We start from the raw sequence: 26,852 nt of genomic DNA on the forward strand, positions 1-26,852 counted from the left end.
GAGACGGCGGGCGGGGATCGCGGCCGTGGCCGGGCCGGTGACCGCGATGGATCTGACGGGCTGTGTCCCGTTCGCGTGCCCGGTGAGCGGGCCGCGCGAACACCATCGTCATCCAGCTCGACGGTGACACCTCGGCCGTCGATCAGGTGCAGATCTGCACCGACGAGGGCTGCGCCCCGACTGAGGACGTGGACATGGCGGGGCCGCTCGGGTTCGCCTCGGTCGAAGGTCAGGACGGGGACTCGTGGACGTTCTCGGTCGGCATGACGCGGCTGGTGACTATGTCAGTTTGATCTGAGACCGGTTTGTCACTCTGAACGGAGACCACCCTCGGTGTTTTCGGTGGGTCGTGTCGGTCTGATTCGGGACCACCTGTATCGCTAGTTCCGTGCCCATCGGGGGCGCGGGATCGAGGTGGTGGGTGGAGAGTCGGATGGATCTGTTCGCGAGGATCAGGCGCGACGCGCGGATCGAGGGGTTAGGCACGCGCAAGCTCGCTGACCGGTATGGCGTGGGACGGAACACGGTGCGTCGCGCGTTGCAATCCGCAGAGCCGCCGGCGCGGAAGGTTCCGGATCGGGTTGCGCCGAAGCTTGGCCCATTCAAGGACGCGATCGATGCGATGTTGCGGGAACATCTGACCGCACCACGGAAGCAGCGCCACACCGCGACACGGATCTGGAACAGGCTCGTCGATGAGCATGCCGCCGACGTCGGGTATCCGTCCGTGCGGGATTACGTGCGCGCTCGTCGCTCGCAGATCGCCGCGGAAGTCGACGCACTCTCCTCGGTCGCGATCGTGCCGCAGGAGCACGCGCCGGGCGCGGAAGCAGAGGTCGATTTCGGGGAATTCTGGATCGACCTCGAGGGGACGCGAACGAAGGTATTCATCTTCGTCTACCGGATGTCGCACTCGGGGAAAGCGATCCACCGGGTCTATCCGACGTTGTCGCAAGAAGCGTTCCTCGAGGGGCATGTCACCGCGTTCGAAGAGCTGGGCGGGATCCCGACGATGCAGATCAAGTACGACAACCTCGGCCAGGCAGTGAAGAAGGTCCTCAGCGTCGGCCGGAGGCGGGAGGAGAACGATCGGTGGGCGTTGTTCCGCTCCCATTACGGGTTCGACGCGTTCTACTGCGAACCGGGCGAGCGGGGCGCACATGAGAAGGGCGGCGTCGAGGGCGAGGTCGGCCGGTTCCGCCGCACCTGGCTCACCCCGGTCCCGAAAGTCAAGACGCTCGCGGAGCTCAACGACTACATCGAACGCTGCGAGGCCCGCGACGACGACCGCCGCATCACGGGCCGGCTTGCCACCGTCGGACAAGACTGGGAACGAGAACGGCCCAGGCTCGCCCCGTTGCCGGTCGACGGGTTCGAACCGGGACAACCGTTGACGCCGATGGTCGATCACTCTGCGCTGGTCACGATCCGGCAGGCGAAGTACTCCGTCCCCGCGTCGTTGATCGGCCGAAGAGTTCGGGCGCTGCTGCGCGCATCGGAAGTGTTGATCTTCGACGGGCGTCGACTCGTCGCCCGTCATGAGCGCGTCGCTGTCCGCAACGGGCAGGCCGTGCTCCTGGACCACTACCTCGAGGTCCTCCGAATCAAACCCGGCGCGCTCTCCGGCTCCACGGTCCTCTCTCATGCCCGGGCCACCGGGGCGTTCACGGCCGAACATGAGGCCTTCTGGGACGCGTCCCGCCGCGTCAACGGTGATGCAGCCGGCACCCGTGAGCTGCTCGACGTTCTGCTGCTACACCGGCACCTTCCCGCCCGCACGGTGATCGCGGGAATCCGCGCCGCGATGAGTGTCGGTTCCGTGCTCGCCGAAGTCGTCGCCGTCGAAGCCCGCCGAGCTGCCGCCACTGATTCAGTCACGGCAGCCGAGACGGTCGGAGCTTCCTCGGCCGCGGTGACAGCGAACGTGGTCTCACTCACCCAACGCCGCCTGATGGACCCGCTCGCCGTGATCGCCGGTCTTCCCCCGGACCGACGTCCCGCCCCGTCGGTCGCCGCTTACGACGAACTACTAAAACGCCGGACTGCGAAAGACGCGGCCCGGAACACGAACGAAGGAGCACACCCCGCATGACCACCGCAACATCCGTGACCCCGCTGCTGCGCCGGCGACGACCGATGACCGACGAAGCAGCCGCGGCCGCGACCGACAGCGCCCTGCGCCGGCTGCGCCTGCCGACCATGCGTGCGGTCCTCGCGGACGCGGTCACCACCGCGGAGAAGGAGCAGCTGTCCTACATCGGATTCCTCGCTGAGCTGCTCCTCGCCGAAGTCGACGACCGGGACCGCCGCTCCACCATTCGCCGCGTCGCCACAGCAGGCTTCCCGCGACCGAAATTCCTCGACGACATCGACTACGACGCCAACCCCCACCTCACCGCAGCCACGATCAACACCCTCGCCCAAGGAGACTGGGTCCGCCGCGGTGACCCGCTCTGCCTCATCGGCGACTCCGGCACCGGCAAATCCCATCTCCTGATCGGGCTCGGCACCGCCGCAGCAGAGAAAGGATTCCGCGTGAAATACACGCTCGCAACCCGACTCGTGAACGAACTCGTCGAAGCCGCCGACGAAATGCAACTCGCCCGCACGATCGCCCGCTACGGAAGAGTCGATCTCCTCATCATCGACGAGCTCGGCTACATGGAACTCGACAAGAGAGGAGCCGAGCTCCTCTTCCAAGTCCTCACCGAACGCGAAGAGAAAGCGTCGGTGGCGATCGCCACGAACCAGCCCTTCAGCGAATGGACCCGCACGTTCACCGACCCCAGGCTCTGCGCCGCGATCGTTGACCGGCTCACCTTCCACGGCACGATCATCGAGACCGGCACCGACTCCTACCGCCTCGCCCACACTCGACAATCAGCGAACTGACATCTGTCGCGACGTCGGACGGGATTCGCCATCAATATAATATGCGTGCATACTAAATGGATGGAGAAGATTAGTACGCACGTTGCTGAAACGCCGCACCCACCCGAGAACCTCTACCGGCTTTGGGCAACTCCGATGACCTGGGCGTCGTGGGACCCGGACGTCGCCGAGGTCCAATTCTCGGGAGAGGCGATCCTCGGAGCGACTGGGTGGATGCGGCCTTCATCGGGCCCCGCGACGACCTTTGAGATCGTGGCGCTGGAGACGGATCGGCTCTTGACGACGACGTCTCGAATGCCTGGGGCAAGGTTGCTCTTCGAGCACCGGGCAGAACCTCTTGACACCAGCACACGAGTGACGGTGACGATCGGCGTTGACGGGCCGCTGAGGTGGCTCTGGCGGCGAGTCCTGGGGAAGAGTTTCGCCGGTGCCGCGGAACGCAACATTCGCGGGCTGATCGACTACTTGGATGCCGCATGAGCCGCGGCTGGCTCGGCGTGGTGTCTGCCGAACATGTTGCGCGGGGTGTCAGCCTCGGCATCGCTCAGATCAATCACGGCAAGCGTGGCCCTTTGGCGCGGATGAGAAGTGGAGACACGCTCGTCTACTACTCGCCGACCGTCACGCGCGGAGTGGCCGACCACTATCGATCCTTCACAGCGATCGGCACCTTTCCAGACGACGACATCTGGCAAGCCGACGAGGGATCATTCAGACCCTTCCGCCGCCGAATCGACTACCTCGCAAGCAAGCCCGTTCCCCTGACCGATCTCCGCAGCCGGCTCGCGCTCACATCCGCCCCCGGCTGGGGCCACCAACTGCGCTTCGGCCTCATCCCCCTGGACGCCGATGACATGGAAACCCTGCGAGAGACGATGATGCCATGACTCCGCTCGCGAGCCGATTCCCAAGCCCCGAGCAAAGCCCTGGATTCATCCTCTGGCACCTCACCCACGCTTGGCAGCGCACAGTCCGCGCGGCGCTCACGCCACACGACCTGACACACGTGCAGTTCGTACTCCTGGCGACTCTTACCTCGCATGAAACGCCTTTGACGCAAAGCCAGCTCGCGGAGTCGGCCTCGACCGACCCCATGATGACCTCACAAGTGGTCCGCGCACTCGAGAAAAAGGGACTGCTGGAACGACAACCCCACCCACAGGACGGCCGGGCAATCCTCCTCGCACCCACCACAGGAGGCAAAGACCTCATCACCAACGCGAACCGCTCGGTCGAGGATGCCGACGAATCCTTCTTCGCCGCGCTCGGCGCAACAGGCACCCACCAACTGACCGCCCTCCTGGCAACCCTGCGCCGTTCCCATCAGCAACCCCGATGAGCCCACACGCCCCTTTGCTGGCCGACGGGGTGGTCCCGAATCAGAGTGACACACCGGTCTCAGAACAGATTGACATTCTCAGCTGGAGCGCTTCACGGTGCGTACGCTCACCCGCGACGGCACCTTGCATTTCCGAGGCGGAGATCACGGCGGAGTGGGTGAGTGTCGGCAGTAGCGAGCAGTGCGGTGACCCAGGGGAGGTGACCGTCACTGTGCAGCCCTGAGCGCGGCGACCCGTGGGGAGGTAAACGTACCTACGTCTTGAGAGACGAAATGAGGTACCGAGCACCTCCGCGGTTCGGCTTTGGGGTTCCGGAACTCGACGAACTACATCACCCGATCGCTACTCGAAACCGGCGGGTTCAGGAAGCACCTACGCCCTCATCTGCGATGAGCCGGTTCACTCCGAAATAGCAAAACCCCTGATCCGTCGGTGCCGCCACCGTGGCGGGACCGTTGGATCAGTCTGAGGTTGTCGCTTCGGGGAGTCTGAGTCCTTCATATGGGGCTGCGCGCTGGATGAACTCGTCGCGGTCGCCCTTGCTGATGGTGGTGATGACATAGAGCAGCGAGACACCGGTCACTAGCTCGTCGTCACTGTCGCTGGTTGCGTGTTCAGGGTTGAGTGTGTCGTCCTGGACCATGATGTCGAACGACTCTGTCCCGCGATAGAAGCCTCCGAATCGCATCCACTCTGGGTACTCCTCGATGTACGTTTCGTTCCTCTCCTCAGAGATCTCGTACTTTTGTGTGATTGTTCGCACCGTGTCGATCACGTCGTCCCATTGCTCGACAGGGATACGGATTTCTGCTCCGTAGCTGGCGGAGTTGTAGGTGGTGAGCAGCGAGGTGCCACCGTACCCGTTGCCTTCTTCAGGGAACCATCCGCCTTCGTTCGATGTGGTCCATTCGGTGATCCCGTATTCGGCTTCGAGGGCATCCTTCACTTCGCTGATGAGTTGGTTCGCGCGAGCTTCCACCTCTTCGGCCATGGGCAAGGCGAGCACGTCGCTTGCGGGGATGCCCGCGTTGGCGGGGTAGTCGACCCAGTCGATCGTGACCGTGTTTCCATCGGCGTCTGTCGTGGTGGTCGTTGCGGGCTGGGTGCATCCGGCAAGCAGCAGCGTCGCTAGCACGCCTGCCGCCAGCGGCACCAAAATGCGTTTCCGTGCGTTGTGTTTCATGATTCTTCTCTCACCCAGGTATTGTCTTCGCCGTCGTCGTGTAGCGCCCACCTGATGGGTTCGTCTACGTATCTGACGCGGGGCGTGAACCAGTAGGTTTCGTCCGGCCCCCACCCGGCGATCACACTCGCCGTTTCGTTATCGACCGGGATCGCCGTGCTTGCGGCAGACGGGTACGTCAGCGTGCACAGGTGCACGGCGTCGTAGTGCTCTGCGACTTTCGCCCAGTCCGGGATCACCCAACTCCCGTCTCGGCCGGTGGTGCGATACCAGTCGTGCCGCTTCTGTGCGGTCACCTCGATCGGGAACCGGCGGCACAACGATGCCCAGGCTTCTGCGGTGTCGATCTCGAAGATGCGCAACCCCGCAGGTATCCCGACCCGTCTCGTGGTCGCGTGTTCCCACCCGAGAGTATCTTCCACGAACCACAGCCCAGCAGGAGCACCGTCAGGCAGTGCGCGGGTTGATGAGGGCAGTTCCCACGGTGGTCTCGACCACCAGCTCCCGCTCCAACTCGCCGCCGGGTCGGTAGGACGTTCACGGCGAGCGGTGAGTTCTTCTGCCAGAACCTCATCCTGCACGTGTCGGAGCCTCGAGAGCGGGTCTTCGAGCACGGTGCGGGGTGGTGCTCCATCCCATTCGACCTGCCATTGCAAACGTTCCTCCACCGGAGCACTCCACCAAGCGGTGTGCGGCGACGCGGCAAGGTGTGCTGCGACACGACGCAGTGACGCAGCCAGTTCGGGCATTCCCGCAAGGATGTCTGTGCCGTCGGGTTCTTGCCAGTACCTCGCACCACTCACTGATTCAGCGACGCAGTCGCGCAGTAGCTCCGGCGTCACCTCAACCAGCGGGACGGCCCCCATACGGGATGCGATCTCGGCGGGACTGATTTCCTGAGTCTCCGCACCAACGTCACCAAACAGTTGCACCGAGGTGCCCTTGCCCGGGTCGAGATGGTACGAGGCGAGGAACACTCCCGCAGTCAGTGATTCCTCCCGATACTCGGGGTCGCGTTGACGCTCAGATGCGAGCGCGAACTCGAGCAGCAACCGTCGCCCACGAGGACCGGCCAGAAGCATCTCCATGATGCGTGTCCTATCTTCGTTCATCGAGGATCCCGTCGGTTCGTCACCGGTTTGTAGCCTGTGGCGGTTTCGATGAGCAACTCGATATCTCCTGGGGCAGGCCACCCCATAAGCTCGCTCAGATCGCGTCCGGTGTTGTTCCAGCTGTCTCGTGCTTCGTCTGACCAGTCCGCGCCCTCGTCTATGCGGATGCTCTCCAACCGGCCGTCCTCAACGAAGATGCGGATATCGAAGGTGCGGTTTCCGAGTGCGCGGAAGCCCCCGATAGCCGGGAACGTCGCATCCCCAGGCACAGCCCGCGGCAGACCCTTCGGCGTGTCGAACTGCGCAAACGATATATCGAGCGCCCCGTCGCCAAAACTGACCACACGCGCCCCGGCAAGCTGTTCCCGCAACTCCGGTGCACCGTGCCCATCCGTCGCAGACAGCACATGCGACGCCATCTCTCGAAGACCAGCAGGCATATCGATCAGTGCGCGCTCCGGTTCCTCGAAGTCGTCCAGATCATCGACGCCAGCGCGATCGCTCACACGACCCATCCACCACGCCAACGCGGAGAGCGCCGCTTCACCTGCGGCGAGCCAAAGTCTGGGCCTTCTCGCGCCAACGCGCACAAGCCCATCGTGAAGACGCGCATCAATGGCTTCACCAGCTTCGGCAAACCCAAAGACCGCACCCGCCGCTCCCGTAGTCACCGCCACACGTCCGACAGGACCGAGCAGATCGGGGCCGGTGTTCTTGCTGGTGCGAAGGCTTACCCACATCGTCCACGCCGCCACCGCGGCAACCCCGACCCGGTAGCCAAGGCGGCGACCGGTGGTGAGTTTCCGCGGCTCAACCAGCGCCAGCGCTGCAACCAGCCCCGTCGAGACGACTCCGTGCACGACACTGCTCGGATCATTCGACCGACGCGCAAATCCACGAACACCCATACTCTCAGGCTACCGATACCTCCTCACTGCAACCCGAATGCCGCCGCCGAGCGCACTCGCTTTAGGTGGCCCTTCACACACTAGGGATCGAGCAGAAGCGAACGAGATGTGCTTTCCCCGTCAGCGACAAATCAAGTCAGTTGTCCAGCCTGCTGTCAGTAGTCAGGTGGCGCAGATAACGGCCAGGTGCATCAAGAAATGATCGCCAGCTCTGCACCATGTCGAGTTCGTCGTATTCGCTGGCTCGGAGCCCCCATTCGCCTACTTCAAGGAGCTTCGCTTCGGGAAGGGAGGCGAGGATCGGCGAATGAGTGGACATGATCACCTGCGCACCGCTTGCCAGGAGTTCACGAATGTGCGCCAGCAACACGAGGCATCCGTTGAACGACAGAGCAGACTCGGCCTCATCGAACACCCACAGGCCACCGATCCGGGATCGAGTGGTGAAAAACTCGATGAAGGACTCGCCGTGGCTTTGGAAGTTGTGCCTCCCAGAGATGCCCACGTCATCGAGATAGGAAAAGTGGCCGTGCATCGTCTCTGCTCGCAGGAATACTCCCTGGCGGGTGCTTCCTGCGCCGCGCACGAGTTGCAGGTGGTCGGCAAGTCCTGATTCGGTGTGCTGGGTTCGGTGGAGCGAGTTTCTGGTTCCGCCTTCGACTCCCAGCCCGTAGGCCTCGGCAATCGCTTCGACGATCGTTGATTTGCCAGCACCGTTCTCGCCCACAAACACCGTCAGAGGCGAAAAATCAAGCCCCTGATCGAGAATCTGGCCCACAGCGGGGATAGTGGCAGGCCAGGAGTCACGTGTAATCGGGGCAAGACGATGCTCTTCAACACGACGCACGGGAAGACTTGAAAACAGATCACTCATACCGTGGCCAGATTACCCGTCCACTATCTGCATGAGCGGAGCACATCAAACGCGGCGATAGCGCTGGACATGATGTCTCGGACGGTTCGGATTTCCTCCGAGATGGCCCGGTATTGTGAATGTGCGTACTTTCGGAAAAGCCATCATCGGGTTATCGGAATGCTCGGCTGATGGCGCTGCCGGTCTGGAACAGTCCGATCCAGATCACGAACTTCAGCAGCGGGCGCATCGGGAGCCCGACGATACGCCTCCAGCCGGTCGATCGCGCCCAGGATGTCGTGATCGTCACCTGGGTTCCCCCGGCCGTGCTCGCGAGGTCGAACGTCGTCAGTGTCGGCCCACGGTGGGTTGCATCCGGATAGGTGAACTGCCACACAACATGGGCAGGTTGTTCTGCCTTCACGAGTTCGATGGTGCGTCGGTGAAACTGGGGTTTGATCTTCAGGGGCTTGCCGTCTGGCCGGGCCTGTGGTGCGCGCCCCTGCCAGAGCATCCCCGGGCGTGCTGACTCATCGGTCGCATCGATGGAGCCGACGCTGACTTCCCAGTCGGGAACCCGAGACGGGTCGGTCAGGAACTCCCAGACCTGATCGACCGATGCGGGAACGAATGCCTCCGTCGTGCCCGATACGCGACCTTTCTCCTGCGGTCTCCGCGGCGTCGCTTCGGGCAGAGTCGCGTCGGCGTGGTCGAGTCGACCCATCACTTCTGCGGGTGTCGTGCCGAGTCGTTGCAGGATGTCGAGGATCAGACCACTGGGTTCGATCACCAGTTCCCGGAGCACCGCTGCGGCGTCACCTTCGCGTTCTTTCCCACCAGAGCGTGCGATGAGGTCGGAGGCTCGTTTGCTCCACTGGTATCCGTCGGTCTCCTGGAACACGATTCGCCCCGGAGCGGGGAACGATGCGTCGATGCCGAGCGACGCCAGCTGCGCCTCGTGCTGCTCCTCCACGGCGAGACGCGCGGCATCCAAGTCGATGCCGATTTCACGCAGCACCCGCCCCGCACTCTGGTCACTGATAACGAGAGCAAGGAACATGTGATCAATGTCGGCCTCGCGGCGTCCCATCCGGGACGCTTCCTCCATAGCAGCCAGTGACAGGGATTGGCTGGTCTGGGCAGCGCGAGTGAACTTGCTCATGCGTTTCTCCTGAGGTTCGGGATCGTGGGGTCGACTCTCTTGGCGTGTTTCTTGTGCGCGGCCTGACGGGTCACGCCGAGCGCATCCGCGATCTCTTGCCACTTCATGCCCGCCCGCAACGCCGCTTCGACCTGCCGCAACTCCAGCGTGTCGGCAAGCACCCGCAAGGACGCGACCGCGCGGAGCCCTGCCTTCGGGTCAGTGGTGTCCGCAGCAACTTGTGCGATCTGTGAGGACTCCATAATGTCAACCTACGTTGCACACCGAGATTCTGTCAACTAGAGTTGCGGCAGCGCGTCGGACGCACTCAAAGGAGGAACGTGCACTACGGACCACTCACGGCCATCACTGGCGGCATTGCCGTGGCCTCCAACGACGCTCTTCATCTACGCATCACCCCTGAAGGCGTCACACATCACCGAGGCGCGACGGTGATCTCTGAAACGATCCCCTGGAGCGACATCATCGGCATCGAAGTGAACCTCCCGAGTTCATGGTTTCCGTGGCCTGGCGCACTTGCGACTACGGGATACGCACTCGTTACGCTCTTGTCTGGACAAGTCGAGGACGTTCACTCCGAGGAAAGCTCGATCACGGTGTCTCTCGCGGACGACAAGCATTTGGAGCTCCCCGTCAATCACGCAGTCGGAGGGTACTGGAAACGGGCGGTCACCAACGCTGGAATCCTGCTCAACGGGTTCATTGCCAAGCCGGAGCAGCGAAGCCTCCTGGCGCACCCGGAGCAAGTCATCCACCGATACGCGAACGCAACCCGCTGGCGCACACGACTCACCTCCGAGTAGAGGGCACCACACCCAGGACGCATTCGGTTCAATGCTAATCAGTCGCGACCAGCATCCTCCGACAAAAGTGCTAACAAAAGTGCTAAGCAACCTGTAGCTCGGCGTATTACGGTGGAGTTATCCACAGGTCACATGCTGTAGATCGTTGATTTTATGCGGCAGAACGCTCGGTCGAGATTCACGGCGCGAGGGGATCGAGGTCAGTTCAAGTCCCCCCTCGCGCACAGCATGAAAAGGCCCCTGGCCAGGAGTTATGACTCCCGGCCAGGGGTCTTTGCGTTGCACACGGCGCAGCGGAGTAGCGTGATGGCCATGCCCTCCATCGACACCGCCGATCTTCCCGAGGTCGCCCGCATCGCGCGCGACCTCATCCGGTTCGACACGACCAACTACGGCGAGGGTCGCGCCAAGGGCGAGCGCGAGGCCGCCGAGTACGTCGGGGCCTTCCTCGCCGAGCTGGGCCTCGACGTCGAGTACTACGAGCCCATCCCGAGGCGCACGAACCTGATGGCCCGCGTCGCCGGCCGAAACCCCGACAAACCCGCCCTGGTGCTGCACGGGCACCTCGACGTCGTCCCCGCTGTCGCCGGCGACTGGAGTGTCGACCCGTTCGCCGGAGTCGTCCGCGACGGACTGCTCTGGGGGCGCGGCGCGGTCGACATGAAAGACATGGATGCCATGATCCTGGCATCCGTCGCCGAGCTGCTGCGCGCCGGAGAGCGCCCCGAGCGCGACCTCGTGCTGGTCTTCTTCGCCGACGAGGAGAACGGGGGCGTGGAGGGCTCGCAGTTGGTCGTCCGCGACCGTCCGGAGTGGTTCGCGGGCGCGACCGAGGCCATCAGCGAGGTCGGGGGCTACTCGATCCCGGTCGGCGACCGGCGGGCGTACCTCTTGCAGGTCGGGGAGAAGGCCCTCGTCTGGCTGCGACTGCGCGCCCGGGGCACCGCGGGTCACGGCAGCCGGTTCCATCAGGACAACGCCGTGACGCGGCTCGCCGAAGCGGTCGCCGCCCTCGGCCGCGCCGAGTGGCCGATCGAACTGACCGCCACAACCCGTCAGACCGTCGAGGGGCTCGCCGCACTCTGCGGCGACGGGAGCCTCACAGACCCCGACGCCGTGGCCGCGGAGACGGGCCCGGCATCCGGGTTCCTCCGTTCGACGTTCCGCACGACGACCAACCCCACGGGCCTCGAGGCGGGCTACAAGCACAACGTGATCCCCGATGCCGCGTCGGCGGCGATCGACGTGCGCACCCTGCCGGGCCAGGAAGACCGGGTGCTCGCCGAGATCCAGCGGATCGTGGGCGACGACGTCGTGATCGACATCGCGCACCGCGACATCGGCCTCGAGGTGCCCTTCTCGGGGGAGCTCGTGGAGGCCATGGTCGCCGCCCTCGACCGGCACGACCCCGGGGTGCCGGTGGTGCCGTACCTCATGGGCGGGGGAACCGACAACAAGGCCCTCGCCGAACTCGGCATCGCCGGGTACGGCTTCGCGCCGTTGCGCCTTCCGGACGACCTCGATTTCACGGGTATGTTCCATGGGGTGGACGAGCGCGTTCCGATCGATGCGCTCGTGTTCGGCCAGCAGGTGCTGACCGACCTGCTCCGCACCTACTGAGCCGCGGCTCGCCGCACGCCCGACCGAAAGGCCCCCATGCTCTTCGACGCGATCATCCTCGGCATCGTGCAGGGACTGACCGAGTTTCTCCCGATCTCGTCGAGCGCGCACCTGCGCATCTTCGGCGAGTTCCTGCCCTCCGCGGTAGACCCGGGCGCGACCTTCACCGCCATCACGCAGATCGGCACCGAACTCGCGGTCGTGGTCTATTTCTGGAAGCGGATCGTGCGGATCGTCGGGCAGTGGTTCCGCTCACTCACCGGCGCCGTGCCGCGCAACGACCCCGACGCCCGGATGGGCTGGATCGTCATCATCGGCACGATCCCGATCGGCGTGCTCGGCTTCCTCTTCCAAGACGTCATCCGCGACACCTTCCGAAACCTCTGGCTCGTCGCGATCGTGCTGATCGTGTTCGGTCTGCTGCTCGGCGCCGCCGACGCCCTCGGACGCCGCACCCGCAACGAAGAAGACCTCACCTACCGCGACGGCCTGCTGCTCGGTCTCGCGCAGTCCCTCGCCCTGATCCCCGGCGTGTCGCGCTCGGGAGCGACCACGACGGCGGGCCTCGCGCTCGGCTACACTCGCCCGGCCGCGGCCGAGGTCGCCTTCTTGCTCGCGGTGCCCGCCGTTTTCGGCAGCGGACTGTACGAGCTCCTCCACGCGATCAAAGATCCCGGCTCGTCGGTGTTCAACGGCTTCGAGACCGCCGTGGCGACGGGTCTCGCCTTCGTGGTGGGCCTCGCCGTGATCGCGTTCCTCATGCAGTACCTCAAGCGCGGCAGCTTCTTGCCGTTCGTGATCTACCGCGTCGTGCTCGGCATCGTGCTGATCATCCTGCTGAGCCTCGGCGTCCTGCAGGCGTACTGATCGCGCGGCGCCGCGGCGCTGGGGCGGATCACCGCCTGATCAGCGTCCCGAGTTCGGGCCGCCGTGCCCCTTGGGACCGGGGCCCGAGTTGGGGCCGTCGCCGCCGCGCCGCAGGTAGCGTTCGAACTCCTGCGCGATGGCGTCGCCCGATGCCTCGGGCGAGTCCCACGTGTCGCGGGTCTGTTCGAGCTGGCGGATGTACTCGGTCATCTCTTCGTCGTCCGATGCGGCGGCGTCGATGGATGCCTCCCACGCGAGCGACTCGGCGGGCAGCTCACCGCGGGGCACGACCGCACCGGTGAGCTCGGTGAGGCGGTCGAGCAGAGCGAGCGTCGCCTTGGGCGACGGAGTATGGCCGGCGACGTAGTGCGGCACGCTCGCCCAGAGCGCGGCGCACGGGATGCCGGCCGCTTCGGCGGCGGTCGACAGCACCGTGAGGATGCCCGCGGGGCCTTCGTAGGTGGGCTTCTCGAGCCCGAACTCCGCACGCAGCGCCTCGTTCTCGCTGCCGGCGAAGATCGAGATGGGCCGCGTGTGCGGCACGTCCGACATCATCGAGCCGAGCGCGACGATCCCGGTGATGTCTTCGCGGAGAGCCGCATCGATCAACTCGGCGACGAACGCCTGCCACGCACGGGCGGGCTCGAAGCCCGACAGCAACCACAGTCGCGCGCCCTCGCCCGGGTGCAACGGGCGCCACAGCGTAGCGTCGGGCCAGACGAGCGAGCGCGTGCCCTCGGCATCCATCTTCACTTGCGGGCGCGTGTACTGGTAATCGAAGTACAGCTCGGGATCGACCGCGTACACCTCGCGGTAGGCACCCGATTCGCGGACGTGGGCGACGGCGGCCGAGGCGGCTTCGCCGGCGTCGTTCCACCCGTCGAACGCGACCACGAGAACCCGCTGACCCAGTTCGTCCACGCCGCTCCTCGTCTTCTGCGAACAATTGCCCTCCAGAATACGCGCGGCCCACGCGGCGTGGGCGTGCCGCGCGGGCGGCGTCACCGGCGGCGCTGCCTCGGCGCCACCTCGGCCTGACCGTGCGACCGCCTAACATGGAGCGGTGAGTTCCACCCCCGCCGCCCCTGCCCTTCCGGACGCCGTGCTGTGGGACATGGACGGCACACTCGTCGACACCGAGCAGTACTGGATGGCCGCCGAAGGCGCCCTCGTCGAGCGGTTCGGCGGCACCTGGACGCATGAGCAGGCGCTCACCCTCGTGGGTCAGGGGCTCGAGACCTCGGCCACGATCCTGCAGGGCGCCGGCGTGCGCATGGCCGCGCACGAGATCGTCGACCACCTCACGGCAGAGGTGATGAGGGCGCTCGAAGAGTACGGACCGCCCCTTCGCCCCGGCGCGGCGGAACTGCTCGCTGCGCTGCGTGCGGCGGGCGTGCGCTGCGCGCTCGTGACGATGTCGCTGCGCCGCATGGCGGAACTCGTCGTCGCGGGACTGCCGGACGGCTCGTTCGAACTCATCGTCTCGGGCGACGACGCCACCCGGCCCAAGCCCTACCCCGACGCCTACCTGCAGGCATCCGCGGCGCTCGGCGTCGACCCGGCGCGCACCGTCGCGATCGAAGACTCGCCCACCGGGGTGCGCGCGGCCGTCGCCGCGGGCGTTCCCACGGTCGGCGTTCCGCTCATGGTCTCGCTCGAGGGGTCGGGCGCCGATGCGCTCTGGCCCACGCTCGAAGACCGCACCCCCTCCGACATCGCCGCCTTCTGGTCGGCGCACGCCGCCTCGCGGCACTGAAAGGCCACGCATGACCTCCGAATCCTCGCAGCCGGGCGCGGCTCAGCCCGCCGAAGACCTGCGCCCGAGCGGCCCGTTCCGCCTCGGCGACCGCGTGCAACTGACCGGACCCAAGGGCCGCATGCACACCGTCACGCTGCGCGAGCACGGCGAGCTGCACACGCACCACGGCGTGCTCAAGCACGAGGCCATCGTCGGCCAGCCCGATGGCTCGGTCCTCACGAACTCGGGCGGTCACGAGTACCTCGCGCTCCGCCCGCTACTGCGCGACTTCGTCATGTCGATGCCGCGCGGCGCCGCGATCGTCTATCCGAAAGACGCCGCGCAGATCCTCGCCCAGGCCGACATCTTCCCCGGGGCGACGGTCGTCGAAGCCGGCGTCGGCTCGGGCGCGCTGTCGTTGTGGCTGCTGCGCGCGATCGGCCCCGCGGGGCGCCTCGTCTCGTTCGAACGGCGCGAGGAGTTCGCCGAGGTCGCGCAGGCGAACGTCGAGACGTTCTTCGGCGAGTACCCCGAGACATGGTCGGTGCGCGTCGGCGACCTGGCCGTAGAGCTTCCCGAGGCGCTCGCCCCGGCATCCGTCGACCGAGTCGTGCTCGACATGCTCGCGCCGTGGGAGTGCCTCGACGTCGTCGCCGATGCGCTCACGCCGGGGGGAGTGGTGATCTGCTACGTCGCCACCGCGACCCAGCTGAGCCGTGTCGCGGAGTACCTGCGCGGCACGGGGCTTTTCACCGAGCCCGAATCGAGCGAGACGATGGTGCGCGGCTGGCACGTCGAGGGGCTCGCCGTGCGCCCCGACCACCGCATGGTCGCGCACACCGGCTTTCTCATCACCGCCCGCCGTCTCGCCCCGGGCGCCGTGCCGCCCGATGTGCGAAAGCGCGCGCTCAAGAAGCCCAGCTACGCCGACAGCGATGTCGAGGTGTGGACTCCGGGCGCGGTCGGCGACCGCGAGATCACCGACAAGAACCTGCGCAAGCGGGTGCGCGAGGCGCAGCGTGCCGTCGACGGCGCGCGCATCGCCGCGCAGGGTGCGGCGGCAGACGAAGCCGGGGGAGACGGCGACGTAGACTGATCCGGTGCTCCGGATCCCTGCCGTCATCGCCGTCCTCGGCCTCTCCGCTCTGACCCTCGCGGCGTGCGCGTCGTCGCCGTCGTCTGCCGCCTCGACATCGTGCGAACGCACCGACTCGGATGCCTCGGTGCTCGACTTCGCGCAGGCCTCGGGCGACTTCGGCAAACCCGCCGTCACGCTGAAGGCTCCGGTCTACGTCGACTCCACCACGTACACCGACACCGAGGTGAGCACCGGACGGCAGATCACGAGCGACGCGCAGGACGTCGTCTTCTCGATCGCGATCGCGAACGGCGCGACCGGCCAGTCGCTCGTGCAGGCGGCACCCCCGGTGCAGCCCCTGTCGAGCTGGAATTCGAGCTACCAGGGCCTCGTGACGGCCATGATGTGCGCGACCGAAGGCACCCGTGTGGTCGCCGCGATCCCCGCCTCAGAGCTCTCGGCCGCCGGCGCGCAAGACCTCGGCGTGACCGACGACCAGTCGATCGCGGTGACGATCGACATCACCAAGGTGTATCTCGCCGCCGCCGACGGCACGCCGCAGTACAACGACCGTCGCGGCATGCCCTCGGTCGTGCTCGCCCCGGGCGGTCGTCCCGGTGTGATCGTGCCCGACGCGGCCGCACCGACCGAACTGGCCGTCGAGGTGCTGAAGAAGGGCGACGGCGAGACGATCGGCCAGGGCGACACCGCTCGCGTGCAGTACACCGGCGTGAACTGGAGCACCCGCAAGGTGACCGATTCGACGTGGGAGAACGGCGCCTCGGTGGCTGTTGCCCCGGGCAGCAAGCTCGCTTTCGCGCCGCAGCTCGTCGGCGCGACGGTCGGCTCACAGCTTCTCGTCGTCGTGCCCGCGGGCGACAGTGCCACGGCGGGCGACGCGGCCACGATCTACGTCGTCGACGTGCTCGGCATCGACGACCCCGCGGCGACGAACTGACCGGCGCCGCCTCCTCCTAGGCTCGCCCTAGGATGGGCGAGTGGCATCCGACACGATCCGTACCGCTCCCGAGGAGCGCCTCGTCAACCTCGTGGTGGCGCTCATGGCCACCGAGCAGGGGCTGACGAAGGAGACGATCCTGTCGTCGGTCGCCGGATACCGCGAGCAGTCCGGCGCGGGTGCGTCCAAAGACGCGCTGGAGAAGATGTTCGAGCGCGACAAGCAGACGTTGCGCGGCCTGTCGATCCAGGTCGAGACCATCGGCGACTACGCCGACCCCGACGATCTGCGTGAAGCGCGCTATCGCATTCCGACCGCGGAATACGAGTTGCCCGCCGATATCGACTTCACCCCCGCCGAGCTGGCGGTGCTGAATCTCGCGGGCGGGGTGTGGAGCGAGAGCTCGATGTCCGCCGACGCGCGCAGCGGGTTGCGCAAGATCCGAGCCCTCGGCATCGACGTCGATGAGCCGATCATCGGCTACTCGCCTCGCCTCAATCTGCGCGAACCGTCGTTCGTTCCGCTCCAGCGCGCCAGCGAGCTCGGTCGCGTCGTCGCGTTCGACTACGTCAAGCCGGGCGACGCCGCCCCCCACCGTCGCCGCATCGAGCCGCTCGCGCTCGTCGAGTACGAGGCCCGCTGGCACGTCTACGGGTTCGACCTCGACCAGCAGGGCGACCGCACGTTCCTCCTCTCGCGCATCACCTCCGACGTCGAGATCACGAAGACCTCGTTCGACGTGGCGGCCCGCGAGCACGCGGGGGAGCGGGCCCTCGCGGGACTCGACGAGCTCGCCGCCCGCCAGCAGGCCCTCGTCGAGATCGCCCCGGGCACCGAGGCGGCGCTCCGCCTCAGCCGGCGCGCGATCCCCGCCGGGCAGGGGTTCCGAGTTCCGTACGTCGACGTGCACATCTTCGCCGACGAACTCGCCTCGTACGGTCCAGAGGTGCGCGTCGTCGAACCGGCCGACCTGCGTGTCCAGGTGATCTCGAGGCTCCGCCGGGTGCTGGCGGCCCACGGCGGCGGCACACACGAGACCGGGGGTGCCGCGTGACCGCCGCGCGTCCGCTCGTCGGCGCCGATCGCGCCGCCCTGATCCTGCAGCTCGTGCCCTACCTCATCGGAAAGGGCGAGGTGTCGCTCACAGAGGCGGCCGACGAGTTCGACGTGACCCCGGCGCAGATGCGCAGCATGGTCGAGAAGCTCACCGTCATCGGCCTGCCCGGCGACAGCGGCTTCTGGCAGATGGCGAACGATCTGTTCGACATCGACTGGGACCTTCTCGACGAGCGCGACCTGATCGTCATCACCAATGCGGTGGGTCTCGAGCGCACCCCGCGCCTCAGCGCCCGCGAGGCCGCGGCGCTCCTCGCCGGCCTGCAGCTCGCGGCGTCGCTGCCCGGGGTCGGCGACTCGGGGGTCGTGCAGGGACTGCTCGCCAAGCTCGCCCGTGGCGCGTCGAGCACGCCCGCCGAGGTGCTGGTCGCCACGCGGGCCGTCGACGAGGTGCGGCTCGCCGTCGCCGAGGCACTGCAGCGCGGCGTCGCGCTCTCGTTCGACTACCAGGCGCCGGATGCCCCGGTGACCACCCGCACCGTCGACCCGGTGAAGGTGCACATCTCGGGCGGCGAGTGGTACCTGCAGGGGTGGTGCCACCTGCGTCAGGCGATGCGCACCTTCCACCTCGACCGGGTGTCTGACGTCACCCTCACCGACATCCCGATCACGCACGGCGCCGACGCCGTCCCCGACCTGTTCGAGCCGTCCGACGCCGACGTCGAGGTGCAGGTGCGCTACCGCGCGGCGATCGCCCCGCTGCTCGCCGACTTCGTTCTCGACGTGGGCGAGGAAGAAGGGACGGATGCCGCGGCTCGCACCGCGGCATCCGACGCCCCCTCCGCAGGGCTCCGCACAGCAGGCATCCGCGTCGGCGACGCGCGCAGCCTCAAGCGTCTCGCCGGCCGCTTCGGCGGCGACCTCGAGGTGCTCGGCCCGCAGGACGTGCGCGACGCCACCGCGGCGTGGGCCCAGGCGGGGCTCGAACAGTACCGCTGAGTCGGCGTTCCGATCCCGCACCGCGCGGCGGCGCCACGGCGCGCACGAAGGTGCGGCGGGTACACTGGGGGCAAGCTTCCGACAAAGGGGACACAATGCCCAGCAACCTGTTCGCCGGTCCGCACCTGTGGATCCTGCTCATCGTGATCCTGCTGCTGTTCGGTGCCGCCAAGCTGCCCGCGCTCGCCAAGAGCATGGGCCAGTCGGCCCGCATCTTCAAGGGCGAGATGAAGGCCATGAAGGACGACGACAAGACGGCCGGCGCCGCCGAGGCATCCACGGTCGACAGCACCGCCGTCGCACCGGCGCCGCAGCAGACCCCGGCCGCGTCGGCCCCCGTCGAACCTGCACCCGGTGCACCCGACGCCAAGTCCTGATCGTTCCGTGGCCACGGCCGAACACCCGCCTCTGAACGCGGAAGACGCTCCGCGGCGCGACAAGCGCATGTCGCTGGGGCAGCACCTCGTCGAGCTGCGAAAGCGCGTCGTCATCGCGCTCATCGCGCTCGTCGTGGGCATGGTCGTCGCCTACTTCCTCACCGACTGGATCATCTGGGCGATGACCGAGCCCATCCGTGTCGTCGCCGAGCAGCGCGGTGAGAGCGCGGCGGTGAGCCTCATGTACTCGACGATCACGGGCCCCTTCGACCTGCGGCTGCGCATCTCGTTCGTCGTCGGCATCATCCTCTCGGCCCCCGTGTGGCTGTGGCAGTTGTGGGCCTTCCTCATGCCCGGGCTCACCCGCAAAGAGATCCAGTACACGATCGGGTTCGTCTCCGCCGCCGTGCCGCTCTTCTTCGCCGGCTGCTTCGTCGGCTGGTGGGTCATGCCGCACATCGTCGAGCTGATGGCCGCGTTCTCGGCAGAAGGCGCCGACAACCTCTACGAGGCGAAGTACTACTACGACTTCGTGTTCAAACTCGTGATCGTCGTCGGTGTCTCGTTCGTCGTTCCGGTGTTCCTCGTCGCGTTGAACCTCGCCGGAATCATGAGCGGCAAGGCGATCCTGAAGTCGTGGCGGGTCGCCGTGCTGATCGCGGTCGCGTTCGCGGGCCTCGCGACCCCCGCCGCCGACATCGTGAGCATGCTCATGCTCGCCGGCATCCTCGTCGTGCTCTTCTTCGCCGCGGCGGGGCTGTCGATGCTCTTCGACCGGCGGCGCGCCAAGCGCGCGCGGGCCGCACTCGGGCCGCTCGCGTGAGCGACCCCGCCGCGCGCTACGCGCGCGCCGCCAGCGCCCGCGCACACCCTCTCACGACGGCGTTCGCCGCCGCGCAGCGGTTCGAGCTCGACCCCTTCCAGATCGCCGGATGCCACGCCCTCGAAGAGGGCCGCAGCACCCTGGTGGCGGCTCCCACCGGGGCCGGCAAGACGATCGTCGGCGAGTTCGCTATCCACCTGGCGATGCTCACGGCGGGGGAGAAGGCGTTCTACACCACGCCGATGAAGGCGCTGTCGAACCAGAAGTTCCGCGAGCTGCAAGAGGTGTACGGCGAGAGCGAGGTGGGCCTGCTCACCGGCGACACAAACATCAACGGCAACGCCCGTGTCGTCGTCATGACGACCGAGGTGCTGCGCAACATGCTCTACGCCGACTCGCCGGCGCTGCGGGGCCTGCGTTACGTCGTGATGGACGAGGTGCACTACCTCGCCGACCGGTTCCGCGGCGCGGTCTGGGAAGAGGTCATCATCCACCTCCCACTCGAGGTACGACTCGTCGCCCTGTCGGCGACCGTGTCGAACGCGGAGGAGTTCGGCGACTGGCTCGACACGGTGCGCGGGGGAACGCCGGGCGAGCCCGCCGTCGAGGTGATCGTCTCGGAGACCCGCCCCGTGCCGCTCGAACAGCACGTGCTCGTGCGCGGCGACCTGCTGCCCCTGTTCGACGACCGCGCCGGCATCGCGACCGCGCAGGTGAATCAAGAGCTCATGCGCATCCGCGGGGGGAGCGGCGCTCGGTACGAGAACAACCGTCAGGCGCAGCAGTTCCGCTCGCAGGGCGGGTACGAGGCGCAGCGCAAGCGGCCGCCGCGCGGCGGGCGGCGGCCCGTGCGCTCGGCGAACATGCAGCGCATCGAGCGGCTCGACCGCCCGCAGGTGGTGCAGTTGCTCGACCGGGCGAACCTGCTGCCGGCGATCTTCTTTATCTTCAGCCGCGCGGGCTGCGACGGCGCCGTACAGCAGGTGCGGCGTTCGGGCCTGCGCCTGACCACCCGCGAAGAGCGCGACGAGATCCGCCAGGTCATCGAAGAGCGCACCCGCACCCTGCACGAAGACGACCTCGAGGTGCTCGGCTACTGGGAATGGCGCGACAACCTCGAGCGCGGCGTCGCTGCGCACCACGCGGGGGTGCTCCCGACCTTCAAAGAAGTCGTCGAAGAGCTCTTCCGCCGCAAGCTCGTGAAGGTCGTGTTCGCGACGGAGACCCTCGCCCTCGGGATCAACATGCCGGCGCGCACGGTCGTGCTCGAAAAGCTCGAGAAGTTCAACGGCGAGGCGCGCGTCGCGATCACGTCGGGGGAGTACACGCAGCTCACCGGGCGCGCGGGCCGCCGCGGCATCGACGTCGAAGGCCACGCCGTCGTGCAGTGGACCGAGTCGCTCGATCCGCAGGCGGTCGCGGCTCTGGCATCCCGCCGCACCTACCCGCTGAACTCGAGTTTCCGCCCGACGTACAACATGGCCGTGAACCTCATCGACCAGTTCGGGCGGCAGCGCGCACGCGAGATCCTCGAGTCGTCGTTCGCGCAGTTCCAGGCCGACCGGGCGGTCGTGGGCCTCGCCCGCGAAGTGAAGGATGCCGAGGCGTCGCTCGCCGGCTACGCGAAGGCCATGGCGTGCGATCGCGGGGACTTCGTCGAGTACGCGGGGCTCCGCCGCGAGCTCAGCGACCTCGAGAAGCTGAACCGCGCCGACCGCACCGCGCCGGCGCGCATCCGCGACCGCCGCCAGCACGAGATCCAGGACCTGCGCCGCCGGTTGCAGCGGCACCCGTGCCACACCTGCCCCGACCGCGAGGCGCACGCCCGCTGGGGCGAGCGCTACGCGAAGCTGCAACGCCGGATCGAGAAGATGCGACGGCAGATCGATGCGCGCACGGGCACCGTCGCGCGCGTGTTCGACCGCGTCGTCGACGTCCTCGTCGCGGTCGACTACGTGCGCCTCACCGATGACGGCGAGGCGACGCTCACCGCCGCCGGAGCGACCATGAAGCGCATCTACGGCGAGCGGGACCTGCTCGTCGCCGAGGCGCTGCGGCAGGGCCTGTGGACGAACCTGGATGCCCCGGGGCTCGCCGCGCTCGCATGCTGTCTCGTGTACGAGCCGCGTCGCGACGAAGCCGGTCCGGGCGAGCACGGCCTGCCGCGCGGACCGTTCCGCCAGGCGCTCAGCGCGACGCAGGAGCTGTGGGCGCGCCTCGACGATCTCGAGCAGGATCACCGACTGCCCGGCACCGAGCCGGTTGCCACGGGGCTCGCCGCCGCGATGCACTCGTGGGCCCGCGGGGCCACCCTCGACCGGGTGCTCGACGAGGCCGACCTCGCAGCGGGCGACTTCGTGCGCTGGACGAAACAGACGATCGATCTGCTCGATCAGCTCTCGCTGGTCGCCGCGCCGCCCGTCGCCGCGACCGCGCGCGCCGCACTCGACGCCGTGCGCCGCGGCATCGTCGTGTACGGGTCGCTGTGAGCGCCGACGCCTCACCCGAAGCCGGCGCCCCCGCGATCCCGCGACCGGTGCTGCCCCTCTGGGGTGCGGTGCTCGCGGCCGCGGCCGCCGGGCTCGTGCTCACCCTCGCGTTCCCGGCGCTGTCGTGGTGGCCGGCGGTCTTCGTCGCGGTGCCCCTCGCCCTCGTCTCCCTGATCGGCCGCCGCGCGTGGGCTGCCGTTCTCGTGGGCTTCGTCTTCGGGGCGGCGCTGTTCTTCGTGAACCTCTCGTTCACGGCGCGCTACCTGGGCCCGGTGCCGTGGATCGCCCTGTCGACGCTCGAAGCGGCCCTCACCGCCGTCATGGCCGTGCCGATCACGTGGGCGTACCGATGGATGCCTCGCCTCGCCCCGGGCCCGTGGGGGCGGCTCGTGGCGCTCCCTGCACTCGTGGCGGGTCTGTGGGTCTCGCGCGAGGAGCTCCTCGGCACGTTTCCGTACGGCGGGTTCCCGTGGGCGCGGCTGGGCGTCACCCAGGCATCCTCTCCGCTGGCCGACGTCGCGTCGTGGACGGGCATGAGCGGCCTGTCGTTCCTGCTCGTGTTCGCGTGTGCCGCGGCCGTGGAGTGCGTGCGACGAGGCCGCTGGCGCTCATGGCGCGACGCGCGCCGCCTGATCCCTGCGCTCGCGACCGTCGCCGCGCTGCTGCTCGTACCGCAGTTCCCCACGTCGGATGCCGGGTCGATGCGGGTCGGAGCCGTGCAGGGGAACGGGCCCGCCGGGTACTTCGACGCGCGTCAGCCCTACGACGTGTTCCGCGCCCAGCTCGCCGCGACCGAACCGATCGTCGGCGAGAAGCTCGACGTGCTGCTGTGGCCCGAGGGCGGCGTCGACGCCGACCCCACCCAGAACGCGCCCGTCGCCCGTCAGCTCGACGCTCTCGCGGAGCGGGTGCAGGCGCCGCTGCTGATCGGTGCCGTCACGCTGCGGGGCGACGAGTACTTCAACTCCTCGCTCGTCTGGCAGACCGGCGCCGACAACCCCGTGCAGACCTACGACAAGCGGCATCCGGTACCGTTCGGCGAGTACGTGCCCGACCGGTGGTTCTACCGGCAGTTCGCCCCCGACCTCATCGACCTCATCCAGCGCGAGTACACTCCGGGCACCGCGACACCGGCGGTCGACATCGGCGGGGTCACGGTCGGTCTCGCGATCTGCTTCGACGTCATCTACGACGACGTCATCCGTGACGGCGCCCAGGCGGGCGCGCAGGTCTTCATGTTCCAGACGAACAACGCCGACTTCCGCGGCACCGACGAGAACCTGCAGCAGCTCGCGTTCGCCCGCATGCGCGCGATCGAGTCGGGGCGGTCGGTCGTCAACCTCTCGACCGTCGGCACCAGCCAGGTGATCGGCCCCGACGGCCGCACGATCGACGCGCTCCCCGAGGGCGAGCCCGGAGCGATGGTCACCGACGTACCGCTGCGCACCGGCATGACCCCGGCCATGGTCGCCGGCGGCGCCGTGCAGAGCCTGATCGGCTGGGGGAGCATCGCGGCCCTCGCCCTCGTGGGGCTGCTCGTTCGGCGCGGGTCGCGGGGCGAGCGGGCAGCGCACCGCACGCCGGGTACGACGAAGACGTCGGCCACCCCCGACCGGCGGCCGCCCTGCGGGGGCTCGGCGACGCGGTGTGCGGACTTAGGCCGTGAGGCGGGCGGCGTCTCCACCGTTGCCGCGGCGGTCGCGCAGCAGCGCGAGGCGCTCTTCGAGCAGCTCTTCGAGCTCGGGCACGGTGCGACGCTCGAGGAGCATGTCCCAGTGCGTGCGGGCGACCTTGTCGCCGGAGTGGTCGACCTCGACCACGGTGTCGCCGACCCGGCGCACGGCCTCGGCGCCGCACGTGCGGCACTCCCAGGCCTCGGGGAGCTCGGCGTCGGCCGCGAAGGTCATGACCGTCTCGCGTCCGCACTGCGTGCAGACGTACGTGTGGTTGGCGCGTTCATGGAACACGACGCCTTCTTCGCTCTGTAGGCTGGAAGCGCCGAGTCGGATGCCGCGGAGGCTGCGATCTGCCATTGTGTGGTCCTCTCGTCCACTCAGGTATAACGTGCTCACCTGTGCGCATCATCCGAACGGATGCCTCCGAATGCGCTTTCACAGCCGATGCTCAGGGCTGTGTGCCCGATTCCTCCGCCGAGACGTGCGGCGTACAGCCGCGCCCGGGGGAGAGGTCAGTGCGGGCGGCCGGAGGCGACCGCGATCGCGACGTCGGCCCGGTCGGTGACGAGCCCGTCGACCCCGAGATCGAGCAACCGCCGCATGGCACCCGCATCGTTCACCGTCCAGACGTGCACCTCGACCCCGACGGCGTGCACGGCGCGCACGAACCGGCGCGTGACGACGCGGAGCACCCCGACGCGCTCGGGCACCTGCAGCGCGTCGATGCCCGCCACTGCTCGCGACAGCGCCGCACGGCCCAGCCGCGAAGCGACGAGCGCGCGAGCCACCGTCGCCTGCCCCGCCGAGGTCGCGGGGAAGCCGCCGGCGGTACGAGCGGCCTCCAGCGCCTCACGGCGGCGACGGTCGGAGAAACTCGTCAGCAGCACGCGATCGGCGTGCGGGGCGACGATGCGCCCGAGCGGGAGCGCCGCCGCGGCGGCCTTCACGTCAAGATTGAAGCGCAGATCGGGAAAAGCCTCGAGCGCCTCGGCCGCGGTCATCAGCCCGCCACGGTCTTCCATGATGCGGGCGAGGTCTGCGTGCGTCACGTCGGCGACCTTGCGCGGGTCTCCGCTGATGCGGGTGAGGTCGTCGTCGTGGAACAGCACCACGACGCCGTCGGCGGTCAGGTGGCAGTCCGACTCGACGTACGGCGCACCGGCCGCGTGCGCGGCAGCAAAGGCGGCGAGGGTGTTCTCGACGATCTCGGCGTGATCGGCGTCGGCGCCGTCGGCCTTCCGCCTCGGCACGAAGCCGCGGTGGGCGAGCACCCGGGGCTTGCGCACCCCGCGGAACCACGGGTGCGGCTCGCGGGGAGTCGGCGCCGTCACAGTTGCGGCGGAGTCTCGCCGCCGGCAGGTGCGAGCGCCGACGCGGCATCCGTGCCCGCGCCGGCGGCGGCACCCGTCGCGCCCGCGGCGGCGCCGGCACCCGCCGCGAAGGCTGTGCCGATGCCCTTCATCGCCTCGGTGAACTCGCTCGGGATGATCCACATCTTGTTCGAGGCGCCCTCGCTGATCTTCGGCAGCGTCTGCAGGTACTGATAGGCGAGCAACTTGTCGTCGGGGCGGCCGGCGTGGATGGCGTTGAACACGTTCTGGATCGCCGCCGCCTCACCCTCGGCGCGCAGGATCGCGGCCTGCTTCTCGCCCTCGGCGCGCAGAATGTCGGCCTGCCGGCGCCCCTCGGCCTCGAGGATCTGCGACTGCTTCGAGCCTTCCGCCGTCAGGATCACGGCGCGGCGGTCGCGCTCGGCGCGCATCTGCTTCTCCATCGAATCCTGAATCGACAGCGGCGGGTCGATCGCCTTCAGCTCGACGCGCGACACGCGGATGCCCCATTTGCCGGTCGCCTCGTCGAGCACGAGCCGCAGTTGGCCGTTGATCTCGTCACGGCTCGTCAGCGCCTCTTCGAGGTTCAGCCCGCCGACGACGTTTCGGAGCGTTGTCGTGGTCAGCTGCTCGACGGCGCCGAGGTAGTTCGCGATCTCGTAGGTGGCGGCGCGGGCATCCGTGACCTGGAAGTAGACGACGGTGTCGATCGAGACGACCAGGTTGTCTTCGGTGATCACCGGCTGCGGCGGGAAAGAGACGACCTGCTCGCGCATGTCGACGAGCGGCCGGAGCCGGTCGATGAAGGGCACCAGCAGGTTGAGGCCGGGGGAGAGGGTGCGCTGGTAGCGGCCGAGGCGCTCGACGACGCCGGTGTAGGCCTGCGGGATGATCCGGATCGACCGGAAGACCACCACGATCACGAAAATCGCGATGACCACGAGAAGGACGATCACGAAGATCTGTCCAGCGAAACCGGCGGCATCGATCATCGGTCGGCGCTCCTATCGGTGGGGAGGATGGGGTCGGCTGCGACAGGCGCGGCCGCGGAAGATGATTCAGGCGCGATCTCGACGCGGGCGCCGCGCACAGCCGTGACGACCACGCGGTCGCCGACGGCGAGCGTGTCGGCCGCGGGGGAGCGGATCACCGACCACAGTTCGCCGTTGTCGAGGCGCGCTTCGGCGATGTCGCCGGCGAACGGGGCGGTGAGCCTGCCGCCGAGCCCGCGGATCGCGTCGACGTTGGTGGGTTGCAGGGCGCTCGATCGGTGCAGAGTGCGCAGCAGCAGCGGCCGGATGGTGAACAGCAGCAGCGCCGACACGGCAGCGGCGGCGACGATCTGCAACCACCAGGGCCCGCCGAGCAAAGTCACGCCGAGCCCGCCGATCAGAGAGCCCGCGGCGAGCATGAGGAAAGTGAACTCGAGAGTCAGCAGCTCGATGATGACGAACACCAGCGCGAGCACCAGCCATGCGATCCAGATGTACTGCGTCAGATCCGGCAACATCGCTCTCGCTCCTTCGGCGCCCTGTCGGCACTCTAACATTCCAGTCGCTCGGGGGCCCGGTTGGTAGTCTCGTCTTC

Annotated in this window: 27 protein-coding genes and 1 pseudogene; 17 read left to right on the plus strand and 11 right to left on the minus strand. The window is 67.8% G+C overall.

The window, feature by feature from the left end; all coding sequences use genetic code 11:
* Nucleotides 1-433 precede the first annotated feature (433 nt).
* Genes istA through G3N18_RS03745 form a run of 5 tightly spaced genes read left to right on the plus strand, consistent with a single transcriptional unit; the run spans nt 434 to nt 4,231 of the window.
* The gene (gene istA / locus G3N18_RS03725) at nt 434-2,092 is read left to right on the plus strand and encodes an IS21 family transposase (protein WP_206692931.1); all 1,659 of its coding nucleotides are present in this window, start codon (nt 434-436) and stop codon (nt 2,090-2,092) included.
* Complete coding sequence (gene istB, locus G3N18_RS03730) at nt 2,089-2,892, plus strand: IS21-like element helper ATPase IstB (RefSeq protein WP_196382965.1); 804 nt, start codon at nt 2,089-2,091, stop codon at nt 2,890-2,892. The genes istA and istB overlap by 4 nt, the downstream gene beginning before the upstream one ends.
* 60 nt (nt 2,893-2,952) lie before the next feature.
* Entirely contained in the window at nt 2,953-3,372 is a 420-nt protein-coding gene (locus G3N18_RS03735) for an SRPBCC family protein (protein ID WP_196382966.1), read from the plus strand.
* Nucleotides 3,369-3,779, plus strand: coding sequence for an EVE domain-containing protein (locus G3N18_RS03740; protein WP_196382967.1), 411 nt, complete (start codon nt 3,369-3,371; stop codon nt 3,777-3,779). Before G3N18_RS03735 ends, G3N18_RS03740 begins: the two co-directional genes overlap by 4 nt.
* Nucleotides 3,776-4,231, plus strand: a complete 456-nt coding sequence (locus G3N18_RS03745) for a MarR family winged helix-turn-helix transcriptional regulator (RefSeq protein ID WP_196382968.1) — start codon at nt 3,776-3,778, stop codon at nt 4,229-4,231. The genes G3N18_RS03740 and G3N18_RS03745 overlap by 4 nt, the downstream gene beginning before the upstream one ends.
* Before the next feature lie 461 nt (nt 4,232-4,692).
* On the opposite strand, the gene G3N18_RS03750 is transcribed toward G3N18_RS03745, so the two are convergent.
* The 6 genes from G3N18_RS03750 to G3N18_RS03775 form a co-directional block, all read right to left on the minus strand.
* Nucleotides 4,693-5,415: an LppA family lipoprotein gene (locus G3N18_RS03750; RefSeq protein ID WP_087015139.1), complete on the minus strand. Its 723-nt coding sequence runs from the start codon at nt 5,413-5,415 to the stop codon at nt 4,693-4,695.
* Nucleotides 5,412-6,503, minus strand: a complete 1,092-nt coding sequence (locus G3N18_RS03755) for a hypothetical protein (RefSeq protein ID WP_206692932.1) — start codon at nt 6,501-6,503, stop codon at nt 5,412-5,414. Before G3N18_RS03755 ends, G3N18_RS03750 begins: the two co-directional genes overlap by 4 nt.
* Before the next feature lie 20 nt (nt 6,504-6,523).
* Entirely contained in the window at nt 6,524-7,387 is an 864-nt protein-coding gene (locus G3N18_RS03760; RefSeq protein ID WP_206692933.1) for a hypothetical protein, read from the minus strand.
* A gap of 184 nt (nt 7,388-7,571) precedes the next feature.
* Nucleotides 7,572-8,309: an AAA family ATPase gene (locus G3N18_RS03765; protein ID WP_087015137.1), complete on the minus strand. Its 738-nt coding sequence runs from the start codon at nt 8,307-8,309 to the stop codon at nt 7,572-7,574.
* 151 nt (nt 8,310-8,460) lie between these two features.
* Nucleotides 8,461-9,450, minus strand: coding sequence for an SRPBCC family protein (locus G3N18_RS03770; RefSeq protein WP_087015136.1), 990 nt, complete (start codon nt 9,448-9,450; stop codon nt 8,461-8,463).
* Nucleotides 9,447-9,692 (minus strand): hypothetical protein, encoded by a 246-nt coding sequence (locus G3N18_RS03775; RefSeq protein ID WP_087015135.1) that lies wholly within the window; start codon nt 9,690-9,692, stop codon nt 9,447-9,449. The genes G3N18_RS03770 and G3N18_RS03775 overlap by 4 nt, the downstream gene beginning before the upstream one ends.
* A 78-nt stretch (nt 9,693-9,770) precedes the next feature.
* Here G3N18_RS03775 and G3N18_RS03780 point away from each other — a divergent pair, with 78 nt between their 5' ends.
* The 3 genes from G3N18_RS03780 to G3N18_RS03790 all read left to right on the plus strand — a co-directional run bounded on the left by G3N18_RS03780 (nt 9,771) and on the right by G3N18_RS03790 (nt 12,740).
* Nucleotides 9,771-10,253, plus strand: a complete 483-nt coding sequence (locus G3N18_RS03780; RefSeq protein WP_087015134.1) for a hypothetical protein — start codon at nt 9,771-9,773, stop codon at nt 10,251-10,253.
* A 312-nt stretch (nt 10,254-10,565) separates the two neighbouring features.
* Nucleotides 10,566-11,873, plus strand: coding sequence for a M20/M25/M40 family metallo-hydrolase (locus G3N18_RS03785; protein WP_420827078.1), 1,308 nt, complete (start codon nt 10,566-10,568; stop codon nt 11,871-11,873).
* 36 nt (nt 11,874-11,909) lie between these two features.
* Nucleotides 11,910-12,740 carry an undecaprenyl-diphosphate phosphatase gene (locus G3N18_RS03790; protein ID WP_196382971.1) on the plus strand — a complete coding sequence of 277 codons (831 nt, stop codon included), beginning with the start codon at nt 11,910-11,912 and terminating at the stop codon, nt 12,738-12,740.
* Nucleotides 12,741-12,779: 39 nt separating this feature from the next.
* Here the strand turns inward: G3N18_RS03790 and G3N18_RS03795 are convergent, their stop codons facing one another.
* A complete protein-coding gene (locus G3N18_RS03795) occupies nt 12,780-13,661 on the minus strand; it encodes a PAC2 family protein (protein ID WP_196382972.1) in 882 nt (293 codons plus the stop codon).
* A 142-nt stretch (nt 13,662-13,803) separates the two neighbouring features.
* On the opposite strand from G3N18_RS03795, the gene G3N18_RS03800 reads away from it, so the two are divergent.
* The 9 genes and pseudogenes from G3N18_RS03800 to lnt all read left to right on the plus strand — a co-directional run.
* A complete protein-coding gene (locus G3N18_RS03800) occupies nt 13,804-14,496 on the plus strand; it encodes an HAD-IA family hydrolase (RefSeq protein ID WP_196382973.1) in 693 nt (230 codons plus the stop codon).
* A 10-nt stretch (nt 14,497-14,506) separates the two neighbouring features.
* Nucleotides 14,507-15,574, plus strand: a complete 1,068-nt coding sequence (locus G3N18_RS03805) for a tRNA (adenine-N1)-methyltransferase (protein ID WP_196382974.1) — start codon at nt 14,507-14,509, stop codon at nt 15,572-15,574.
* A gap of 4 nt (nt 15,575-15,578) precedes the next feature.
* The gene (locus G3N18_RS03810; protein WP_196382975.1) at nt 15,579-16,514 is read left to right on the plus strand and encodes an FKBP-type peptidyl-prolyl cis-trans isomerase; all 936 of its coding nucleotides are present in this window, start codon (nt 15,579-15,581) and stop codon (nt 16,512-16,514) included.
* A 103-nt stretch (nt 16,515-16,617) separates the two neighbouring features.
* A complete protein-coding gene (locus G3N18_RS03815) occupies nt 16,618-17,568 on the plus strand; it encodes a helix-turn-helix transcriptional regulator (protein WP_206692942.1) in 951 nt (316 codons plus the stop codon).
* A complete protein-coding gene (locus G3N18_RS03820; protein ID WP_196382977.1) occupies nt 17,565-18,569 on the plus strand; it encodes a WYL domain-containing protein in 1,005 nt (334 codons plus the stop codon). Before G3N18_RS03815 ends, G3N18_RS03820 begins: the two co-directional genes overlap by 4 nt.
* A gap of 95 nt (nt 18,570-18,664) precedes the next feature.
* Nucleotides 18,665-18,946, plus strand: coding sequence for a Sec-independent protein translocase subunit TatA (gene tatA / locus G3N18_RS03825; RefSeq protein WP_196382978.1), 282 nt, complete (start codon nt 18,665-18,667; stop codon nt 18,944-18,946).
* Between the two features lie 67 nt (nt 18,947-19,013).
* Entirely contained in the window at nt 19,014-19,769 is a 756-nt protein-coding gene (gene tatC, locus G3N18_RS03830) for a twin-arginine translocase subunit TatC (protein WP_196382999.1), read from the plus strand.
* Nucleotides 19,766-22,258 (plus strand): DEAD/DEAH box helicase, encoded by a 2,493-nt coding sequence (locus G3N18_RS03835; RefSeq protein WP_196382979.1) that lies wholly within the window; start codon nt 19,766-19,768, stop codon nt 22,256-22,258. The genes tatC and G3N18_RS03835 overlap by 4 nt, the downstream gene beginning before the upstream one ends.
* Nucleotides 22,255-23,814: pseudogene (lnt, locus tag G3N18_RS03840) on the plus strand (apolipoprotein N-acyltransferase); the annotation flags it as partial. The gene G3N18_RS03835 and the pseudogene lnt, both read left to right, overlap by 4 nt.
* A 99-nt stretch (nt 23,815-23,913) precedes the next feature.
* On the opposite strand, the gene G3N18_RS03845 reads toward lnt, so the two are convergent.
* The 4 genes from G3N18_RS03845 to G3N18_RS03860 form a co-directional block, all read right to left on the minus strand.
* Complete coding sequence (locus tag G3N18_RS03845; protein WP_196383000.1) at nt 23,914-24,291, minus strand: RNA polymerase-binding protein RbpA; 378 nt, start codon at nt 24,289-24,291, stop codon at nt 23,914-23,916.
* A 155-nt stretch (nt 24,292-24,446) separates the two neighbouring features.
* Nucleotides 24,447-25,265, minus strand: a complete 819-nt coding sequence (locus tag G3N18_RS03850) for a glycerophosphodiester phosphodiesterase family protein (protein WP_196382980.1) — start codon at nt 25,263-25,265, stop codon at nt 24,447-24,449.
* Entirely contained in the window at nt 25,262-26,257 is a 996-nt protein-coding gene (locus G3N18_RS03855) for an SPFH domain-containing protein (protein ID WP_196382981.1), read from the minus strand. Before G3N18_RS03855 ends, G3N18_RS03850 begins: the two co-directional genes overlap by 4 nt.
* On the minus strand, nt 26,254-26,775 hold the full coding sequence (locus tag G3N18_RS03860) for an NfeD family protein (protein WP_196382982.1): 522 nt from the start codon (nt 26,773-26,775) through the stop codon (nt 26,254-26,256). Before G3N18_RS03860 ends, G3N18_RS03855 begins: the two co-directional genes overlap by 4 nt.
* Nucleotides 26,776-26,852 lie beyond the last annotated feature (77 nt).

The sequence above is a fragment of the Microbacterium paulum genome, assembly GCF_015707995.1.
Taxonomy (GTDB): domain Bacteria; phylum Actinomycetota; class Actinomycetes; order Actinomycetales; family Microbacteriaceae; genus Microbacterium; species Microbacterium paulum.

Excerpts from the sequence above, each read along its gene's own strand:
- istA (WP_206692931.1), top strand. The coding sequence starts at position 434 with ATGGATCTGTTCGCGAGGATCAGGCGCGACGCGCGGATCGAGGGGTTA.
- istB (WP_196382965.1), top strand. The coding sequence starts at position 2,089 with ATGACCACCGCAACATCCGTGACCCCGCTGCTGCGCCGGCGACGACCG.
- G3N18_RS03735 (WP_196382966.1), top strand. The coding sequence starts at position 2,953 with ATGGAGAAGATTAGTACGCACGTTGCTGAAACGCCGCACCCACCCGAG.
- G3N18_RS03740 (WP_196382967.1), top strand. The coding sequence starts at position 3,369 with ATGAGCCGCGGCTGGCTCGGCGTGGTGTCTGCCGAACATGTTGCGCGG.
- G3N18_RS03745 (WP_196382968.1), top strand. The coding sequence starts at position 3,776 with ATGACTCCGCTCGCGAGCCGATTCCCAAGCCCCGAGCAAAGCCCTGGA.
- G3N18_RS03750 (WP_087015139.1), bottom strand. The coding sequence starts at position 5,415 with ATGAAACACAACGCACGGAAACGCATTTTGGTGCCGCTGGCGGCAGGC.
- G3N18_RS03755 (WP_206692932.1), bottom strand. The coding sequence starts at position 6,503 with ATGGAGATGCTTCTGGCCGGTCCTCGTGGGCGACGGTTGCTGCTCGAG.
- G3N18_RS03765 (WP_087015137.1), bottom strand. The coding sequence starts at position 8,309 with ATGAGTGATCTGTTTTCAAGTCTTCCCGTGCGTCGTGTTGAAGAGCAT.
- G3N18_RS03770 (WP_087015136.1), bottom strand. The coding sequence starts at position 9,450 with ATGAGCAAGTTCACTCGCGCTGCCCAGACCAGCCAATCCCTGTCACTG.
- G3N18_RS03775 (WP_087015135.1), bottom strand. The coding sequence starts at position 9,692 with ATGGAGTCCTCACAGATCGCACAAGTTGCTGCGGACACCACTGACCCG.
- G3N18_RS03785 (WP_420827078.1), top strand. The coding sequence starts at position 10,566 with ATGCCCTCCATCGACACCGCCGATCTTCCCGAGGTCGCCCGCATCGCG.
- G3N18_RS03790 (WP_196382971.1), top strand. The coding sequence starts at position 11,910 with ATGCTCTTCGACGCGATCATCCTCGGCATCGTGCAGGGACTGACCGAG.
- G3N18_RS03805 (WP_196382974.1), top strand. The coding sequence starts at position 14,507 with ATGACCTCCGAATCCTCGCAGCCGGGCGCGGCTCAGCCCGCCGAAGAC.
- G3N18_RS03815 (WP_206692942.1), top strand. The coding sequence starts at position 16,618 with ATGGCCACCGAGCAGGGGCTGACGAAGGAGACGATCCTGTCGTCGGTC.
- tatA (WP_196382978.1), top strand. The coding sequence starts at position 18,665 with ATGCCCAGCAACCTGTTCGCCGGTCCGCACCTGTGGATCCTGCTCATC.
- tatC (WP_196382999.1), top strand. The coding sequence starts at position 19,014 with ATGTCGCTGGGGCAGCACCTCGTCGAGCTGCGAAAGCGCGTCGTCATC.
- G3N18_RS03845 (WP_196383000.1), bottom strand. The coding sequence starts at position 24,291 with ATGGCAGATCGCAGCCTCCGCGGCATCCGACTCGGCGCTTCCAGCCTA.
- G3N18_RS03855 (WP_196382981.1), bottom strand. The coding sequence starts at position 26,257 with ATGATCGATGCCGCCGGTTTCGCTGGACAGATCTTCGTGATCGTCCTT.
- G3N18_RS03860 (WP_196382982.1), bottom strand. The coding sequence starts at position 26,775 with ATGTTGCCGGATCTGACGCAGTACATCTGGATCGCATGGCTGGTGCTC.